Annotated in this window: 15 protein-coding genes; 7 read left to right on the top strand and 8 right to left on the bottom strand. The window is 42.6% G+C overall.

Going from position 1 to position 16,450, the window contains the following annotated elements:
- Window positions 1-18 precede the first annotated feature (18 nt).
- Complete coding sequence (locus tag V7O64_RS05330; RefSeq protein WP_407356985.1) at window positions 19-723, top strand: dihydromethanopterin reductase (acceptor); 705 nt, start codon at window positions 19-21, stop codon at window positions 721-723.
- Between the two features lie 54 nt (window positions 724-777).
- Here V7O64_RS05330 and V7O64_RS05325 read toward each other — a convergent pair whose 3' ends face one another.
- The 4 genes from V7O64_RS05325 to endA all read right to left on the bottom strand — a co-directional run bounded on the left by V7O64_RS05325 (window position 778) and on the right by endA (window position 4,471).
- Entirely contained in the window at window positions 778-1,449 is a 672-nt protein-coding gene (locus V7O64_RS05325) for a CehA/McbA family metallohydrolase (RefSeq protein ID WP_407356984.1), read from the bottom strand.
- Window positions 1,450-1,653: 204 nt separating this feature from the next.
- Window positions 1,654-2,904, bottom strand: coding sequence for a GTPase HflX (gene hflX / locus V7O64_RS05320; RefSeq protein ID WP_407356983.1), 1,251 nt, complete (start codon window positions 2,902-2,904; stop codon window positions 1,654-1,656).
- Window positions 2,905-2,921: 17 nt separating this feature from the next.
- Entirely contained in the window at window positions 2,922-3,314 is a 393-nt protein-coding gene (locus V7O64_RS05315) for a DUF2209 domain-containing protein (protein ID WP_407356982.1), read from the bottom strand.
- 98 nt (window positions 3,315-3,412) lie between these two features.
- Window positions 3,413-4,471, bottom strand: coding sequence for a tRNA-intron lyase (endA, locus tag V7O64_RS05310; RefSeq protein ID WP_407357267.1), 1,059 nt, complete (start codon window positions 4,469-4,471; stop codon window positions 3,413-3,415).
- Window positions 4,472-4,807: 336 nt separating this feature from the next.
- On the opposite strand from endA, the gene V7O64_RS05305 reads away from it, so the two are divergent.
- Window positions 4,808-5,935, top strand: coding sequence for a glycosyltransferase family 2 protein (locus tag V7O64_RS05305; protein ID WP_407356981.1), 1,128 nt, complete (start codon window positions 4,808-4,810; stop codon window positions 5,933-5,935).
- A gap of 88 nt (window positions 5,936-6,023) precedes the next feature.
- Here V7O64_RS05305 and glgP read toward each other — a convergent pair whose 3' ends face one another.
- From glgP to V7O64_RS05285, 4 genes are all read right to left on the bottom strand, one after another.
- Window positions 6,024-7,706 carry an alpha-glucan family phosphorylase gene (glgP, locus tag V7O64_RS05300; protein ID WP_407356980.1) on the bottom strand — a complete coding sequence of 561 codons (1,683 nt, stop codon included), beginning with the start codon at window positions 7,704-7,706 and terminating at the stop codon, window positions 6,024-6,026.
- 103 nt (window positions 7,707-7,809) lie between these two features.
- Entirely contained in the window at window positions 7,810-9,024 is a 1,215-nt protein-coding gene (locus tag V7O64_RS05295; protein WP_407356979.1) for a glucosyl-3-phosphoglycerate synthase, read from the bottom strand.
- An 85-nt stretch (window positions 9,025-9,109) separates the two neighbouring features.
- Window positions 9,110-10,351: a glucoamylase gene (locus V7O64_RS05290; RefSeq protein WP_407356978.1), complete on the bottom strand. Its 1,242-nt coding sequence runs from the start codon at window positions 10,349-10,351 to the stop codon at window positions 9,110-9,112.
- A 15-nt stretch (window positions 10,352-10,366) separates the two neighbouring features.
- On the bottom strand, window positions 10,367-10,903 hold the full coding sequence (locus V7O64_RS05285) for a hypothetical protein (protein ID WP_407356977.1): 537 nt from the start codon (window positions 10,901-10,903) through the stop codon (window positions 10,367-10,369).
- A 291-nt stretch (window positions 10,904-11,194) separates the two neighbouring features.
- Here V7O64_RS05285 and V7O64_RS05280 point away from each other — a divergent pair, with 291 nt between their 5' ends.
- The 5 genes from V7O64_RS05280 to V7O64_RS05260 all read left to right on the top strand — a co-directional run bounded on the left by V7O64_RS05280 (window position 11,195) and on the right by V7O64_RS05260 (window position 16,284).
- Window positions 11,195-11,797 carry a GTP-binding protein gene (locus V7O64_RS05280; RefSeq protein WP_407356976.1) on the top strand — a complete coding sequence of 201 codons (603 nt, stop codon included), beginning with the start codon at window positions 11,195-11,197 and terminating at the stop codon, window positions 11,795-11,797.
- Window positions 11,798-12,136: 339 nt separating this feature from the next.
- Window positions 12,137-13,189, top strand: a complete 1,053-nt coding sequence (locus V7O64_RS05275) for an L-threonylcarbamoyladenylate synthase (protein WP_407356975.1) — start codon at window positions 12,137-12,139, stop codon at window positions 13,187-13,189.
- A gap of 7 nt (window positions 13,190-13,196) precedes the next feature.
- Window positions 13,197-13,424 carry a hypothetical protein gene (locus V7O64_RS05270; protein ID WP_407356974.1) on the top strand — a complete coding sequence of 76 codons (228 nt, stop codon included), beginning with the start codon at window positions 13,197-13,199 and terminating at the stop codon, window positions 13,422-13,424.
- 864 nt (window positions 13,425-14,288) lie between these two features.
- Complete coding sequence (locus V7O64_RS05265) at window positions 14,289-15,839, top strand: cohesin domain-containing protein (protein WP_407356973.1); 1,551 nt, start codon at window positions 14,289-14,291, stop codon at window positions 15,837-15,839.
- 94 nt (window positions 15,840-15,933) lie between these two features.
- Entirely contained in the window at window positions 15,934-16,284 is a 351-nt protein-coding gene (locus tag V7O64_RS05260; RefSeq protein WP_407356972.1) for a hypothetical protein, read from the top strand.
- Window positions 16,285-16,450 lie beyond the last annotated feature (166 nt).

Genomic DNA, 16,450 nt, shown 5'->3' with positions numbered 1-16,450 from the left:
AAAAGACTATTTTCCCATATGACAAAAACGATAGCATGGGGGATAACCGGTGCCGGTCATTTCCTGAGATCCAGTTTTGAAGTATTCACGCAGATCAAAAGCGAACATGACATACGAGTGAACACTTTTCTGTCCGGTGCAGCTGAAGAAGTGGTCAGGATGTACGGACTTGAGAATGAACTGAAAACCATATCCTGCGGTGAATACCTTGAAGAAATAATCCCTGAAACAAAGCAGGGCAAAAGCTGGCCAAAAACAGGAAGATTCCTGCTTGACATATATGATGCACTCGTTGTGACCCCGGCAACTTCGAACACTGTCTCAAAGATCGCACATGGAACGTCTGATTCCCTGGTGAGCAACGCCGTTGCACAGGCCGTTAAAGGTGGTGTGCCAGTCTATGTTGTGCCCGTTGACATTGCAGGTGTTGTGATATCGGAATTACCTTTCGCAATTGCCAGGGAGCTGTGCAGGAAATGTGACTTTTGCCCTCCGCGGGACAGTTGTCCCTGCAATGCAATGAGTGACCAGATAGACCTGCTCAAATGCAATGGCTGTGGTATCTGTAAGGAACTCTGCACTTTCAATGCTATAAAAGGTGGCCCTGTGGAGTTGAAAGTAAGGGATATCGATTCCAGGAATGTCGATATCGTCAGGGATCTTGAAGGTATCACGATACTGGAAAGACCGGAAGACATCCAGGGAATACTTCCGCTGATCTGAATCTGCGCTGATCTGAATCGTTCATAATTTTTCAAAAGGATAATGCCTTATTTACTATCTTATTCCAATAAACCTTCCAAGCTTGTTCATATGTCCCAGGAACATTTGCCTTACAACAAAAGATACCGGTGTCTTGCTTCCCCCGGGCCTTGTATTTCCCTTGCGTATGGCATCCAGTACACTTTCAATTGTCAGGTGATCGGCCTCTATCTCTGTATATGACCTGCCAACCATTTCCGCTTCATGGGAATCACTTCCTCCTACCATGGGTAGCCCCAGTTCCAGGGCAGCTTTCCTGGCCTTATTGTTGGGTCCGTCTGTAATGCAGCGTGAATTCAGGGCCTCAACAGCATCGATGTCCAGGCCATGAACATAACCAATGCCGTGGGATGTGACCTTAAATGGATGGGGAATTATCACAACAGCTCCCTGCTGACGTGCTTTTTTGATAGTTTCTTCCGGAGTCAGTCCTGGTTCTATATGTTCCCTGACACCAAGCACAAGAATATGTCCTTTGGAGGAACTCACTTCCACACCGGGGATTACCAGTTGCTTTGAACCTGTTTCCTGTGCCCTTTTGAAGCACGCGATCCCTCCTTCTATGGTGTCATGGTCGCATATGGCAAAACCATGAAGCCCGTTTCTGGCTGCATGCTCGAGTATATCATCAGGATCTGCATTACTATCCTTAGAATAACAGGAATGGACGTGAAGGTCAAACTTCATGGACCTAATATAGGTCTTCAGTGTTTATAAAGATATTTTTTAAAAGGAGTTGTGCGAACGGGAAAATAGAATTTTGGTGGTTGGGTGGTTGGATAGGATTGGTGGTACATTAGAGAAGTTCACCCGTTCGCATGGATACTAACGACTTCATTGCATATATATATAACGCCCCATATTAAATAATTTAGTGTCAGCCAGCATTGTTCAGGATAGTTTTGCAACCATAGACATAGCTTTACTTATGATCTTATCCCTTGCCTCAAAATCAATAGAGATAATATCCCCATAATCAACGCTGTGGACAAGGCCTTCGTCAAATATCCATGCAACCACAGACATTCCCTGTTCAGACATGGGTATTGAAAGATTTACCCTTTCCCAGACGGGAAGCATGTCATGTATCCGTGACTTCAGTTCATCGAATCCATGCATGTTCTTTGCAGACACAGCCACAGGTTCCGCAGCAAGATATGCAAGCTCCTGCATTTTTCTGCTAAGTTCGTCTTCACAGACAAGGTCCTTCTTATTGAAAACAGTCACAATTGATACATCCTGCACCTGGTCCCACATGGTCTGGTGGCATACAAGTAATTTGTTGCGTATAGTTTCCAGGGGTTCTGATGCATCCACTACAAGAAGAACAATATCTGCAAGGAATATCTCTTCCAGGGTGGACCTGAAGGCATCTACCATCCAGTGGGGCAGATCCTCTATAAAGCCAACAGTATCCGTAAGCAATACTCTTCGTCCACCTACATTGAGTGAGCGTGTTGTGGGCAGCAGCGTGGTGAACAGCATATCCCTTGCTGTTACCTCCTCATCTACAAGAGCATTGAACAGAGTACTCTTTCCGGCATTGGTGTACCCGGCAAGAGCAAGCAATGAAAAACCCCTTGAATGTCTGAGTGTGCGGAGTGATTCGTTGTCCTTCTGTATTGTCTCCAGTTCCTTACGGATACGGATCATACGGTTCTTTACATCCTGGGCATAGGAGTCCTCATAACCTCCCAGTCCCATAAAACCAGGCCTTTCATCCTTTTTCAAAAGTGAGATCACAGCCCGGGCACGGGGAAGTTCATATTCGAGCCTTGCAAGTTCAACCTGTAATTTGGAACGATGCGTGGTGGCCCGGGTAGCAAATATCTCAAGAATGAGCTGGAATTTGTCTATAGTCTCGCAACGGCATGTTTCTGATATGTTGTATATCTGCATCGTTGTGAGGGGATTATAGAAGATCACTTTATCCGGGGCAAGGTCAGCAACCATCTGTGCAAGTTCATCCACTTTACCCCTTCCAAGATGGAATTTCCTGTCCGGATACCGGGTCTGTGTCAGCTCACCCGCGACCTCATAACCTGCAGCTTCTGCCAGTTCCCTGAGCTCACTCATCTGGGTTTCGTTCCTTTCATCCTCTTCACGGGGTTCGTTCCTTTTTGCAAGAATGGCACGTTTCATAAGGAGACCTGAATCTATTACCGGATGCCCAGTTCTTTAAGAAGGAGTTTCCTTGCACCGAGTGAAACATGATGTGCAAGTTCCATGCATCTTCTCTCTCCCATGGATTCCTGATATTTGAAATCCTGGAAGAACATACTATCAATAACCCATTGGGGTTTATTGTACATATCCCCGGATTCTGTGACTATCGTGCCCTTGAACTTAAGTTCGGAAACAGTATTCTCAACCATCTTCACAACATTATGGACATCGGGCGCTTCCTTGCTCCTGAATGTCCTTATAGCTATCTGCTTTACCTTGTCAACGTGGTCTGCAGTGACGGATGCAGCAACAGCCGCACATACCATCAGGTATTGGTCATGTAGCTTGTGACGTCCGGAAATATCAACTGCAATTATGTCAAACATCTTCTAAAGCAAAGTCAGGTATATTATATAAGTTTGAGCGGTTCTTACAGGAGCTTTACATTCCTGCAAACATCGAAATTCTCATTTCAGACCTTATTTCACATCTTTATTCTTCCAATATCGATGTACTCTATGCCGTCTGCATACTCCACAGCATATAACATCTGTTTCCTGACACTGTTTGCAAGCCTTACGGCCCTTGACATGACAGGAAGCAGGAATTCATAGTCCTGGGGAATTGCATGGATCAGATATTCGGAGTGGGACAGTTTTTCCAGCGACCTGACCTCGTTATAGACCCTGAAATGAGTACCGAACTTAAAGCCAGTCTTGGGAACGGATCCTCTGGAGCGCAGATCAACATAGGTGTTGTACTTGCGCGCAAAATCCGGATCGATGGAAGATGCCATTTCAGAGAATTCTTTGATCCCAATTATACTTCCGTCTGCACCATCTTTTATATCAATGATATCCTGCTCCAGCAGATATGCGGACTCCACAAGGGACAACTGGAGACGCTCATCATCAAGAGGTTTACCATAGAACCCGCGTTCATAAAGCATGCCAGAAGCCTGTTTGTCCCATACAAGGACACGATCCTCCAGCATAGTTGCAGGAATTATCTCCTCTTTCAAAGGTGCAGTATCCATCTTTCCATTTATATCAGCCTTTTTCACCTCGTAATAGGTGAGGTCACTTTCCTCATCAACAATTGCCAGCACCATTTGCTTATGAACGTTTGCCGCAGCATTGTAAGCAGTTAGCAGGTCTTTAAGGAGCATAGGTATACGCTCTGATCTGACATAGACGAACATCTTTGCCTGTGTCTTTCCAGGATGCCCTCCTCTGGGATATACCCTGAAATCCGTAACACTGGGCTGTACGTAGTAGCCTCTTTCCCGAAGGTCCTTGTAGACTATATATTTCAGCTCAAAGAACAGTTGCCTTTTTGAGGCTTCAATGAAAAACTCCTCAAATGCAAGGGTCTTTTCACAAATGGTGATATCAAGCTTGTTCTTGTAAAGCAGATATGCAGCCTCAACAAGCGTGAGTTCAAGTGTATCTCCCTTTGGGCGCCCGTAATATCCGTTGTTGTAAAGCTCATTTATAGCCTGTTTACCGGCTTTTACCCTGTCTTCTGAAAGTTTTCCGATCAAAGATGTCACCTGAAATAAATAAGAATGTAATTATTATATGCATGGTTCAGATATAGAACCCTCTATTTAACAATGATGGAATGGTATATACCCCACTTATACACAGACATAACACAGGCATAGGGGATTAAAAAAAGGTTATTTCTGCAGAGAGGTGCCTGAGGGTTAAACTATTAAGGTGTCAAACAAAATATTAACATGAGCAATATCTAAATACGTATATCTAAAAGGAAAACTGGGCATAAGGCTCTTGTAAGGTGGGGTTACACGGAACTTAGCCAGGGAATCCTGGATAAACTTGAAGGGATAGGCCAGGTAGATGTGGTCATTGGCATATTGACCAAAAATGTAGAGCCGACCATACTTCATGTAATGAATGTGGTTCGTGAAGGTGTGTTGCAATACCTGTCACAGTACAGGACTCTGGTTGTTATTTCAGATGGCTTCTCAACTGACCGGACTGCAGAACTTGCAGGTATGTTCGAGATACAGCCTGTACAAAAACTGGTAGTGGAGCAAATGGGAGTTCCCGGGAAAGGAGATGGCATCCACACCGTCATGGAAATAGCACATAATGTCAACTCCAAAGCAATTGCATTTGTTGATGGTGACCTGCTATCAATAAGAGAAGAATGGATCCAGGAAATGGCAAGGCCGGTGCTTTACGGAAGAGCGGACCTTGTGGTACCTTTCTACGTACGTGATAAATTCGATGGTGTGATAACAAATAACCTGGCCTATCCTTTTACAAAAGCCTACTATGGTAGTGATATAAGGCAACCCATCGGAGGAGAGTTCTGTATTTCAAGAGACCTTATGGAAATACTCCTTACCCATCCGCTTTTCCCTTCTGATTTCGGGATCGATATATTCATTACAACCGTAGCATCTGCAGAAAGAAAACGAATCAGGGAAGCCATGCTGGGATTGAAGCTCCATGAGTCCACAACCAAATACCTGGATCCCGAATCTTCCCTGATACCAATGTTCCGTCAGGTTGTAACAACCATGTTCGATCTTGCGCTGTATTATTCGCACCGCAACGAAAGACCTGCAAAAACCGATGTAATCGTGTCTGATTACTACGGACCCATACCTGTTCCGGTGGAAGTTAACAGGGAAAAGATGCTTGAGACCGTAGCAATACGCTACAATGAATATTACGATATATTTGAAAGGACATTGCCGGAAGATGTACTGCGGATAACACGTTTGTTTCCTGACAGGAATGCATCACTTGATGCAAATAACTGGGCCAGGTGTGTCTGGTATCTCTTTTCAGAGTATGCGCAGACAGAGGATATTGTGCTTATAGATGCTCTCAGGGTCCTGTGGCTTGCAAGGTTCATTGGATTTTACAATGAATGCAAGGATATGGATTTCATAGAAGCTGAAACTGCTATCCGTGAAAATGCGAAGATCTTTGAAGACCTCAAATGCGATATCCTCAAAAAGAAGTTATGATAACGCTGTCATATGCCATCATTGGAACAAGGTCAAAGATGCTTTATTCAAAGAGTTTTTTTGTATGATGATTGTTTTGAAGGGTCTATCAAAGATAGGCTTCCGTAACATAACGGTGCATCATACGGTGGCTGTTGAAGTAATATGCTATCATTTCAATGGAATTGTTCATAAGATTGATCCACTCATCCTTTCTGTGATAGTATTTAGGTATCATTATATATTCCAGTTTATTATAAAGATCGTCCAGCTCCATCACTTCAACCTGCTCCGCAGATTTATCAGCATCAGGTTTTGGCCCGATCGAATAACCAGTCACACCTTCAACACATCCTTCTATCCACCATCCGTCAAGCACACTGAAATTGACTACCCCGTTGTGGGCTGCTTTCATCCCGCTAGTACCGGAGGCTTCAAGTGGTTTCTTAGGTGTGTTAAGCCATATATCCACGCCTGATACTATTTTCAGGGAAAGGTCCATGTTATAGTTTTCCAGGAAAGCGATCTTTATTTCTCCCTTTAGTTCTTTTATACAGCCAAATATCTTTTCAATGAGCATCTTCCCCTGAATATCCATGGGATGTGCTTTTCCTGCAAAGACAAGTTGTATCTTTCCGGCTTCATTGACCTTTCTTAAGCGGTTCAGATCCGAAAAGATAAAGGTTGGCCTTTTGTATTCTGTGATGCGCCTTGCAAAACCAATGGTCAGTATGTCATAAGCCATGTCGGTTCCACATTCATTGTTCACATGGTCGATGAGCTCTTTCTTTGCAAGCCTGTGGGCATCCCATATCTCATTATCCGGTATGCTCCGGACGCGTACCAACAGCTCAGGTTCATTTGCCCAGCCAGGCAGGTACTTATCATACAGCTTCCTGAAATGAGGACAAACCCATGTGTGGGAATGGACCCCGTTTGTGATGGAATAGAACTTGTAGCCGGGAAACATCTTTTCAGATATCTGCCTGTGTCTTTTTGCCACACCATTGACATAGTTTGAAAGGTTCATGCCAAGGAGGGTCATGTTCAGTTCAGTCTCCCCTCCATACTTTTTGAGAATATCAAAATCATCGTTGGACCCTATCAATTCAAGTACAAGGTCATGTGAGAACACATCGTGTCCGCTTTCTATTGGCGTGTGTGTGGTAAAGACACAGAGTTCTTTCACCTTATCCGGGTCCATATCATTGAGGTGTAGTAATTCAAGGGCAAGGAGGCTGGAGTGACCTTCGTTCATATGATACTTTGTTATTGGGCATTCCAGGGAGTTAAGCATCCTGACACCACCAATACCAAGCACTATTTCCTGCTCCAGCCTGTATTTTCTGTCTCCTCCATAAAGGCTATAGGTTATCTGCCGGTCTTCAGGTGTATTTGCCTCAACATCTGTATCAAGGAAAATCACAGGTACCGTCTCTTCAGTGTGGCTTTGGTGTTCATAAAGCCATGCTCTTACCTTAACATCCCGGTTTTGTATCTGTACGGTCACCTCTTCGGGCAGAAGCTGCATATGATCAGATGGGGACCATTCATGCGGATGTTCTGACTGCCTGCCCGCAGCATCAAGTTTCTGCATGAAGTAACCTCTCTTATTGATAAGTGTGACCGCAATGAGCGGAAGGCCCAGGTCCGCACTTGCACGTATGGTATCGCCTGCAAGTATTCCCAGTCCTCCACTATAAGTGGGGATCTCGTTCTTCAGACCGATCTCCATTGAAAAATAAGCTATCTTACGTCCTTTTGTCCCAAATACATTGTTCATATTGTCCATACGCTTTCATATCCTGTGAAAGATTATGTCTATGAGTGATCCTGTTTGAAATGTTGTATTAGAATTATGCCGGGCGGATAAAGTACTTTTTGATATGCACGATTCAAGCTTTAATATGTTCCAGATCTTTTAAAGCTGCTGTTTTCAGCTTTTCTCTCAGATCAGGTATTGCAGAAAGTGCCCGCTTCCAGTCGGGCATCTGGATACTTGCAGGAACTTCCAGGTACATGTTGCCACTTTTAAGAAGTATCTCAGAGAAGACTTCCACATACTTTTCTTCGACATGTCTGTCGTATATCAGGTCATTGCACACAGCATCAGCATAGTGCTGCCTTATAAGATCCTGTGCAGAGCGTACGTATTTCACATGCAGACCCTGAATGAAAGACTTTGATATCTGAATGTTTGTTGTCTCATTGGTTATTCGCAGTAATGTCAGTACAATATCACTTACCATTTTTGATAGCCCTTCACTTATGTCTTTTCCGGTTTCTTTGTGTTTGTGGTCATAGAACCCCAGGTCCGTCTGGCATGTACGCTTCAGTGAACTGTTCCTGTAGACCTCTGTAAGCAGGCCGACTTCCAGACCCCAGTCTGAGGGAATTCTCAGGTGAAGTGCCAGATCAGACGTGAGGGCAAACTCGCCTGCAAGTATATATCTGAATGACTGGAGATAATCAAGTACCTCTAATCTGTCACCTACATCCTGCTTCAGGGCTTCAATGAAGGGCCTGACAAAAAGACGGAACACCCTTCCGTACATCATCCTGTTTTCCTTATTGATACGGGCATAATAGCCTTTGTTAAAAAGGAAGTTAAGCTTTGGGTTTAGTATCGGGTAAAGCAGTTTTGCAGGGAAGTCCTTTGAATAGGTGACTATATCAGCATCATGAAGAGCAATAGCGTACGCATCCAGGCTTGCGACACCTATGGCTATCCAGACATCTTTTCCTTTTCCCCGGAACTGGGAAATATCAAGATCCTTTGCTTTCATACAATCGATTATGCTGGAAACAGAGGGACCATTGCACCAGATGATGATATGGGTCAGATTGAGGTTGTGGAAAAAACGTACGACATTCTCATATTCATCTTTGCTGTCTGCAGCCAGTGAAATTATAACCTCTGAGATGAAATTGCATTTGTTCAGTTCATAGACAATATTTGCAAGGCTTGGACTTTCTATTTCCTGGTACAACATTGGAATTATCAAGGCCGAGCGTCTGCTGATAGCAAGTTCCTGTAAATGATATATGATCTTCTCACCATTGTTGGAATAATCATGTATTGTAGTTATCTTCTCCTGATAGAAATCCACTGTGTGCCACTCCCCTATAAAAATACTCTCTTAATAATTTTCTTAAATTTAGGATTATTACTCAATATATTGTTCTCTATATCATTCATTTGAAAGCATAGGCATTTGCAAATCTGTTACTGAAATTCCTGTAGGCACGGATATATTCAGCATGAGGCCATATGAGGGGTATTGTCACATATGCAAGGCCATCGTTCCATTTAGGATGCGACCTCACGTTTTCTATCATGGTCATCTTACTGTCCCTCAGTATTCTGGCATTGGTGTAATCCTCAAGCCATAGCTCGAATCTTTCGATGGTGGAAATATGTTCGGGTAGCATGTGGTTATGCGCCATATCCACTACCCATCCAAGATACATCTCGGCCATGTCCAGGTTGTCCGTTTGTGCGTAGTGGTTTGCCAGCTGGCATGTAAAGTGACACCAGGGGCCATATCCTCCATTGTTCCTTCCCCAGTACTCAGGATACCTGTTGAGCCCGCCTATCTCATGGTCCCATAAATTTTCATGTATCCTTTTGACTGTAGACCTGATCTTTGTGTCATAGTCACTTACCAGTTCAAAGTAGGCAGGAGAATATTCAACTACATCCACATCTATTACCGTAGAGGCGAAGGCATCATATCCTATTGGCTTGCTGTTGCGATCTTTTACCCGGATGCACTTGATAAAGGACCTTCTTCTGGGGCTATAAAGGCGGGTCATTATTGACTGCCTGACCTTTTCTGCTTCCACTTCCCATTCTGAAACATCCTTTCCTATGGCATGACCCATTTTAACAGCTGCGAAGATTCCGGCACAACAGGCACAATTTGCATATATCTCAAAACCATGCTCATATGCAGGATACTCATGGATGCTGTTGATAGTATGTATCAGGTCGACTTCTTCATTTTTGTTCATAAGGATGAAATGAACGGCTTTTTCTATTTTTTCCCAGTGCTTTTCAATGAAAGCCCTGTCTGCCATCTCATCAAAAAAGGATGCACCTGTAGCTTCAAAATATTTGCCCAGAGCAAAGAGCACAAGTCCGTTGCCATCGATCTGAAGGTCTTTGTAACTTGCATCATTTCCATCCACATCATAGCGCTGGGAAAATTCCCCAAGTGGTTTCTGTGCATTAAGAACAAATTCAAGTGCCTTTTTTGCCTCATCCAGCATACCGGCAGCTATGGCTCCAAGTATATCCACCGAGTGATCTCTTGGATAGATAAATGGATAACGGGTTCCGGGTGGACTTGCATAGAAACCACCATTTTCGTGCTGGTTTTTTTTCAAAATATGAATACTGTTCTCATAGATCTTTGCTGCTTCAGGTAAATTCAAACAGTTCACTCCTTCTCATATGTTGCTTTTTTGATGATATTCTACCTTGTATACACAGAATGCGTGGTTGAGTATCTCACTTACAGATTCTTTTGTCATCCCTGTCTTTTCAATGGCTTCCTCATTGTATACTTTAATGTTGTTAACGGCAGATTTGCTTCCCACGTTGTATATTTTTGCTTCTGCAAGCTCTGCCCGGCGGTGGGTGTAACTGTATTGAAGAATGCCGAGCACACTGGAAAGTGCGGGGAAGTTCCATGGCTCCTCAGATTCCTCTTTTAACTTGTTTACATAATTGATTAGTTCGGTGAACTGATGTGGTGTTTCACCATAGATATTGTTAAAATCGATCAATTCATTTCCAAAAGGACAAATAGGTAAATAATTAATGTCATCTTCCCAGGCTCCCTCAAAACCCGGACCTTCTATATCTGCAAGTTCTGAACCGATGGAATTGAGTAAAGTATAGGTCTTTTCAACTCCATCCATGTTCACCATTTCAACAACGGCGATCAGAAATGCTTTTGGAAGTATGTTCTTTAATCGGATCATCTCTTTATTCCACTCTCCCTGATGATTTCTTTGTGATCATGCTCGATCGTTCAATTATGTAGCCTAACGGCTAAGAATAACCCCGCAATGGTGTTCATTAGATGTCAGATCTCCCATATTATAGTCTGTAGTAAGACTATAAATAATGATTCAACAGACAATGCATATTAATATATAATATTTTATTATATTAATTCTGATACTAACTCAGGTATTTTGTGATGACAAATCACTACTTCACAGAGAATGATTCATATGTAATGCACTTCTATCTGAAAAGGAGGTTCTTTTATGCAAATTATCATTGCAGGCGGATTCACAGGCACAGAAAAAGAAAATGCTGTTATTTCAATTGGGAATATTCTGAATTCAATGGGAAAGAAGGTTGCTGTATTGATCACCGAATATCTGGAGAAGGAAAAAGAAGATTCTTTGGTTGCAGATCCCGGGGTAATTGTCAGAAAAATGATAAGTGGGTGTGTCCCGTGCAGTTTCCTGTTCGATCTGATGGCTGAACTACAGGAAATTAATGAACAGGATACTTTTGACCATATCATTATTGAGCTCCCTTTCAATTCCATGCCGGCTGAAATAAGAGAAGGCCTGGGCAATATGAAAAATATGGATATGTCCTTCTCACCGATCATCCATATTTTCGATGTAAGGAACCTGGAAAGTAACATCGATCTTATACCGAGGGTTGTCAGCAACCAGATCAGGGAGTCAGAAATAGTGTTCATGGACGCAGATGCAGCGGACCCGGAAAAGTTAGAAGCGTTAAGAAAGATAATTGGGACGATGAGTCCTGAAGCGGGGATATTTGAACACCTCAAGGGTTCAAAGGGACATGAATTGAATGATTTTGTTAATATGGTGATACGTAAGGGTATTTAAGTTGATTTCATGAGGGCATTTTATTGATCTTTGCAATCCTCTGAGGGATAGCTGTCCCGTTCTTAACGCGCTGATCCTGGACATAATATAAGATCATAACAACCCTGGACATGATCTGATCATAACAACAAATCACATTTTTGAAATGTCATACCAGATGCATCATTTTTTCTTTATACAGCTTAACAATTAAATTTATGACCTTTATCATCCAATATGGTGCACTCTATAGAAATAGCAGGTGACTAAGATATAAGCTATTATGCTCCGGTGGTTTGCAGAAACACAGCCAGTTCTTATTTCTGGTGTTCAATCAAGCTTCAGTTATAAAAAACAGTTATGAAAAAGGATACAAGGATACTTCGTGCAGGTGGAAAGGTCGGGGATGAGCAGATCATTGAAGCTGCCCGGATACTTAGAGAAGGCGGTACTGTTGCTTTTCCCACTGAGACCGTCTATGGGCTGGGAGCAGACGCACTGAATGAAAAAGCTGTGAGCCGGATATTTAAAGCTAAGGGCAGACCTGCCGATAATCCTCTCATAGTGCATGTCGGTTCAAAGGAAAGATGCATGGAACTTGCAAGGAACATACCGGAAAAGGCATTGTTGCTGATGGATGAATTCTGGCCAGGCCCGCTTACACTTATTATGGAAAGAAAGTCAATAGTTCCAGATGTAACCACAGGTGGACTGGATACTGTGGCCCTCAGGATGCCTGAAAACGAGATAGCACTGGAGCTCATAAGGCAGTCGGGTAAGCCAATAGCTGCACCCAGTGCTAACCTTTCCGGAAGGCCAAGCCCGACTACTGCAGAGCATGTACTAAGTGACCTCTGCGGAAGAATAGATGCGGTCGTGGACGGTGGTGAGGTCAGTATCGGTCTTGAATCTACTGTAGTTGATATGACAGGCGATACTCCCTGCATATTAAGGCCAGGCAAAATAACTAAAGAAGAGCTTGAAGCATGCATCGGGGATGTAAGAATAGCCTATGATGACAAGGTACATCCTGAAAGTGAGATAGTTCGCTCTCCGGGAATGAAGTATACACATTATTCTCCGGATTCGATCGTTATTCTTGTAGAAGGGGAAAATGATGCTGTGATTTCCAGGATGAAAGAGCTGATCAGTGATTTTCACAGCAGGGGCGCAAATGTCGGATTGCTGCTGACCGATGAAAGCAAAAGAATACTCCCGGTTGAGATGACGTACTCACTTGGTGAGAAAGACAGACCAGAGCAGGCTGCGAAGAATCTATTCTCAGGACTCAGATATCTTGATGAAAGGAAAGCAGACATAATAATAGTGGATGGCTCCTTTTATCCTGATGGGATAGGAAAGGCAGTATTTAACAGGGTACGCAAGGCTGCTGATATGATAATCAAGGTGTAGTGATCACATGAAAAAGGAAAAGAAACAAATGATGAATGAAAGGCAAAAACATATAGCTATCCTCCGCAGCAACAGGCAGTTGCTTAAGATAAATGTGCTGATACTCAGTATCGGTCTTGCTCTTTCATACCTGGGACATGAGAAGATCGGGGAACCTGTTCTCTGGATTGGAATAATCATATTCATATATACTACTATCACAAATCTCATTGCCAGGAAAAATCTTAAGAAATAGCAGATACACTAAGGTGCTGCCTATTCCTGTGAATCAACAAATATGCGGGTTCTACTTATATAAAGTACTAAACAATCTTACTCATAACTGTTTCTCTAAACTTTATCATGTTTGAGAACAGACAGGTAATAGGTGGTCGTAATTGTCTCCGTTATCCCTATTATTGAGGGAAAACAACCTTTCGTACCACTTAGCAGATACCACCAAGCAACAAGCAAAGAGAAGGAAATAAGGGAAGGTCATCGGTGTTTTATCCGTGGGCCTATCTCTTTTTCCTTTCCTAAATCTCTTATTCGATTCCAAGACTTAGAATCCAAAACTTATTTTTTGTTTTCAAAAAGTGTTTTATAATACGTGTTTTTAATCAGTTTTGCCGTTTTTTTTGTTGATTTAAAAGATGGTAGACAATCCTTAAGATCCTTATCCTTGTTAACTAATGTTTTCATGTATGGGTTATATAGTAAGGCTCAGTAAAGCCATTATGAACCTGCTTAAAACCCCCATCCTTGGGTTTTTGCTCAGTAGCTTCCGGATTTATTAAGGTGTTTTAATACTTAATAATTATCCAAAATAATGTTTCCTTATTATTTATTAACTGTAAAGTAAAATCTATCATTGTTTGTTGTGCTTTGTCTCCAGACTTTAATGGTAGAACATAGCTTAAGAAATACCCCCACGTACCACCACAGGATCTGAGAAATAAATGGCCATAAAAGTCATTTGTTTCTCACCATCTTTTTTAGACAAAAGTTTTGAACATGTTTGAACAAATCGGAACCTATATATCTACAGAAGTAAAAACCGGATATTAATTACTGAACAATCTGGCCTGGGGGTCTATTGATCTGTAACGGGGGTTTCATAATGTGGAGTAGTAACAAGTATCTTAGGGTACCTTTAATGGTACTGTTTGTCTCACTGATCATTTTAGCATCAGCGGTCGGGACAGCGTCTGCAACAGCATCAGTTCAATTATCACCTCAGTCCCATTCGGGTATATTATCCGGTGAAACATACAATGTTGATGTTGTGGTGGATTCAGGTGCTGACCAGTTGAGAGCTGCACATGTCAGGCTGGACTATGATCCTTCTGTTTTTGAAGTAGTCAGTATTACACAAGGCACTCTGTTTGATGCAGATCCTCTTTTAGAACCCGGAAGTGGTGATAATGGAGATGGCACCATATCCTACGGTTTTGCAACCTATGAAGATAGTTACGCTCCAGGAAGCGGTACTCTTATCAGCATCGTTCTTAAGGTAATTGATAATGCAGAGGATGGTGTTTATATTATCGGTTTTGAGGATGTTATGCTTATGGGGAGTGATTCCAGTCTCATCAAAGGTACAGCAACAGGGTCAGTTGTGACAGTCGGTTCCCAGACGCCTGAAACATCTACTCCTTCTGATGTTCTTGATTTTGGAAGCACTGCTAAAAGCACTTCCGGTACATCAGGCACCACCTCCACATCAGGGGGGGCCATTCCTCCGGTATCCGGCACCGGTCAGCAATCGGATTATTCTTACACTTTTGGTTTCCATCCTGATGATTACAGGGTAATGGACCGTTACGGCACAGTACAACAGGATGGCAGCGTTTCTTCCGATAAGATGGAGATGCTTGCAAGTGATATTATCACAGAGCTCGAAGATGACTACCTTTTCTCAAAAGGTAAGGTCATATCCGTAGGTGTCAACCCTGCAGGCTATCTGGTTATAGTTTTCTACGAACCTCTCATGGCAGACAGGGCATATATGGATGAAATATATACGATAATAGGCAGCAAGGCACAGGAAGAAGGCATATCGGAAGTACCGGTTGAATTCGGAGAGGGTACCGGTCCGCAGGTAAGTAACGTACTGCAGTCACTGCTTCAAAGGGTCCGGTCAACCGGTGAGGCAGGGCTTGAACAGATTACAGACAGTGGCAGCCACGTATATGATCCCACTGTTTTAGCAACAGCCGGAAAGATGCCTCAGATAAGTACTGAGAAAGAATGCTGGCAGTGGTATTTCAGGGATTCATATGCAATCTCCGATGCTGTCAGGGATGATATGGCTACTTATTTCCAAAATGGTGTGCTCCTGAATATGGGTGTATCTCCTGACGGATACTTTGAAGTAAGGATCAATGAAGGATCAGATGTCAACAGAGATTCACTGATGGATGAATTATATACTCTGATCGACAGGGAAGCGATGAACATAGGGATAAATGAAGTTCCGGTTGTTTTCAGACTTGCCAATCCTGTTGATGACAGTTTGACAGCGATACCAGAACAAGCTGTGGAAGAGGAAATGATTCCTCCCACAGAAGGTGAAACAAAAGAGACACCTGGTTTTGTTTTCCTTGCCGGTCTCCTGGCGTTGTTTGCTGCATGCTGCATGCAGTCAGTTTTCATGAAACGTAAACCATGAACACAGGCATATTAAGAAGGAAGGACCCATGAACACGATAAGAATGATACCTTTTCTAAAAAGGTTTTTTCTTTATCTTTCCCTTTTATTTATTATGTGGGTGCCGGTAGGCGGGCAATATTTTTCTGCTTCGGTTGTTGCAGTGGATCTGAAGAATTTTTTCCTGTTCTATATGCCTTTGAATTTCATTCCCTTTGTTGCCCTGGTACTTGCCACAGGACTTGAAAGGAAGAAGACCCTGAAGATCCTTCTTGCCGGGCTTGTACTGACCATTGCTTTTAACTTACTAATAGTTGTTTTGCAATTGCTTTTTTTCTCCTATCAGGAACAATTACTTTACATATATGCCATTGGAAGGATAGCTTTTCCATTCCTTTTATGGTTAGCATTTACTTATGATACTGTTATTATTTCGATGCAAAATTCCAATGATGGAATGCAATGATCTTGTTACTTTTTTATTTTCGATGCATACGACCATATATACTTCATTCTTGATCCGTATAGCAACAGAAGGATCATTACTTAACAATGTTTCGTAACTTTGTTTGTAAACAGTGCTCTGAACATCTATTTCTTATCGGTTTATAATATCTGACCCCGTATCAATA

This window comes from Methanolobus sp. WCC5, from assembly GCF_045690325.1.
Taxonomy (GTDB): domain Archaea; phylum Halobacteriota; class Methanosarcinia; order Methanosarcinales; family Methanosarcinaceae; genus Methanolobus.
Note: the sequence above shows the minus strand (reverse complement) of the source record. Positions and strands in the feature narration are given on the sequence as shown.

Coding starts and splice junctions, on each gene's coding strand:
- V7O64_RS05330 (WP_407356985.1), top strand. CDS start 19: ATGACAAAAACGATAGCATGGGGGATAACCGGTGCCGGTCATTTCCTG.
- V7O64_RS05325 (WP_407356984.1), bottom strand. CDS start 1,449: ATGAAGTTTGACCTTCACGTCCATTCCTGTTATTCTAAGGATAGTAAT.
- hflX (WP_407356983.1), bottom strand. CDS start 2,904: ATGAAACGTGCCATTCTTGCAAAAAGGAACGAACCCCGTGAAGAGGAT.
- V7O64_RS05315 (WP_407356982.1), bottom strand. CDS start 3,314: ATGTTTGACATAATTGCAGTTGATATTTCCGGACGTCACAAGCTACAT.
- glgP (WP_407356980.1), bottom strand. CDS start 7,706: ATGGACAATATGAACAATGTATTTGGGACAAAAGGACGTAAGATAGCT.
- V7O64_RS05285 (WP_407356977.1), bottom strand. CDS start 10,903: ATGATCCGATTAAAGAACATACTTCCAAAAGCATTTCTGATCGCCGTT.
- V7O64_RS05280 (WP_407356976.1), top strand. CDS start 11,195: ATGCAAATTATCATTGCAGGCGGATTCACAGGCACAGAAAAAGAAAAT.
- V7O64_RS05275 (WP_407356975.1), top strand. CDS start 12,137: ATGAAAAAGGATACAAGGATACTTCGTGCAGGTGGAAAGGTCGGGGAT.
- V7O64_RS05270 (WP_407356974.1), top strand. CDS start 13,197: ATGAAAAAGGAAAAGAAACAAATGATGAATGAAAGGCAAAAACATATA.
- V7O64_RS05265 (WP_407356973.1), top strand. CDS start 14,289: ATGTGGAGTAGTAACAAGTATCTTAGGGTACCTTTAATGGTACTGTTT.
- V7O64_RS05260 (WP_407356972.1), top strand. CDS start 15,934: ATGTGGGTGCCGGTAGGCGGGCAATATTTTTCTGCTTCGGTTGTTGCA.